The 2,015-nt window shown below is 66.9% G+C and carries 1 protein-coding gene; it reads left to right on the plus strand.

What is annotated here, in order from left to right; translation table 11 throughout:
* Positions 1-982: 982 nt before the first annotated feature.
* On the plus strand, positions 983-2,015 hold a 1,033-nt coding region (locus E1298_RS46445; RefSeq protein WP_165975994.1), incomplete at its 3' end, for an nSTAND1 domain-containing NTPase.

A 2,015-nucleotide genomic window follows, 5' to 3' on the forward strand; every position in this document is an offset into this window, starting at 1 on the left:
CTGTACGGTCGACCTCGCCTCCGGCGGGGGTGGCGAGGGTCAGGCTGAGTGCTGCGAAGGCCGCCAGTGTGAGGGCGAGCGGGGATACGGGAAGCACCGGTCGATCAACCTCCGAGAACAGGAAGGGGATTGGGCAGGGTGTGTAGCCGGTTTGGTTTCTGGGGCTGCTCAGTTCGTCCTCGAGAGCCAAGTGGCCAAGGCCATTCGATGCTTTGGGTCACGCGATCAGTTCGGTGTCTGGATCTGTTCCCCTCCAGCCTCTTCGTTGCCGGGCCGCATGCCTCGCGCTGCGTTCCGTAGCCGGCTCTGGATTTTCCGCCAGGCGTTGCGCGGTTTGACCGCCCACGACCAGAGCCCTTTGTCTTTCATTCGGCCATCTCCTCTCGCCGCTCCTCGAACCGCGAGCCGGCGAAATTTCGTCTCGCGGGCACACAGATCTGTACGGTTGACTCGCCTGCGCCGCTTCTACAGCGACCGGGACGTCCCGGAAACGCATGATGTAGCGATCAGGCCTGGCCGGTGCGTGCGCTCCGCGCATCATGCCGATGGCGGACATCGCGTTCCTTCTTTTCAGTCGAGCTTCCGGTTCCCTCGGCGCCCCGGCAACCGAGGGTATTGACCAGCCTTTTCCTATGTCATCCGCTGAAGCCCATAGATGCCGAACCTGCCATCCACGGCCAGCCATTCGGAGCTCTGTCGGCGTGCGGCCAATGGGCTACCGATCGCCACGCTGCCCAGCCTTCACATTGAACACAAGCCCTGTTCGCACTGTTCAACGCGAGTTCGGCATCCGCAGGCCAGGTGATCAAAAATGCCGTCTGCGGTGAAGGCGCGCATTAGGGTCCGCACTGGGGGGCGCCTTGAGGTTCTCACCTGGGCGGACACCCGATTGTGGCACGTTCCTTGAATCCCGGCACGTTCTTTGCTCTGTGGCACGTTCTACGGGTTGCGCGATAAAGGTTATGCGTGTCGAATGTGCGGCATGGGACGTCCAGAGAAGCCGTTGGATCCGGCCGCGGGTCCGGTCGCGCAATTCGCTGCCGCGCTGCGGGAGCTGCGCAATGCCGCGGGCAGGCCGACGTATCGTGAGCTGGCGCGGCGTAGTGGCTTGTCGGCTACGGCGTTAACGGTCGCCGCCCGCGGCGATCAACTGCCGACATTAAAAGTGGCGCTGGCGTTTGTCCAAGCGTGTGGCGGCGACCGCAGCGAATGGGAACGGCGATGGCACGCCGCCGACACGGCCACCGCCTGCGAGAAAGGCAACACCGAGAACGGGCCAGGCGGCGGTGGGGCGCCGTATCTGGGGCTGGCCGCCTACGACGAGCACGACGCCGACCGGTTCTACGGCCGCAAGGAACCGGTCGCCGACATAGTGGGGCAACTGAGCGAACACTGCGTGGTGGCTGTCGTAGGGCCGTCGGGCTCGGGCAAATCGTCGCTGCTGCGCGCGGGAGTGATTCCCGCGGTACACCGGGACGGGCTGCCGGGGGTGCTGGGGCCGCTCACGGTGGTGCGCTTGACGCCCGGGGCTGCTCCGCTGACCGCACTGGCCTCGGCGCTGGCGAGCACGACCGCCTGCCCGCCGCCCAGGCCAGGGAAGCACCAGACGCGCCTGTCGGTGTGGGCGCGCCAGGGGAACGCGGCGCCGGAGGGCGGGCTGCTGGTGGTGGATCAGTTCGAGGAGGTGTTCACGCTGTGCACCGATCCGGACGAGCGGGCCGCGTTCATCGGAGAGCTGCTGGCGGCACGCGAACCCGGCAGCCAGGTGCGAGTGGTGCTGGGGCTGCGGGCCGACTTCTTCGGGCATTGTGCCGGGCACCGGGAGCTGGCGGCGGCACTACAGGCCGCAACGGTGCTGGTCGCGCCGATGACGGCGGCCGAGCTACGCGAGGTGATCGTCAAACCGGCGGCGCGGGAGCAGGTGATGGTCGAGCCGGCGCTGGTGGCCACCATCGTCGCCGAGGCGACCGGGGAACCGGGAATGCTGCCACTGGTCTCACACGCGCTACTGGAGA

It is taken from the genome of Actinomadura rubrisoli, assembly GCF_004349215.1.
GTDB lineage: Bacteria > Actinomycetota > Actinomycetes > Streptosporangiales > Streptosporangiaceae > Spirillospora > Spirillospora rubrisoli.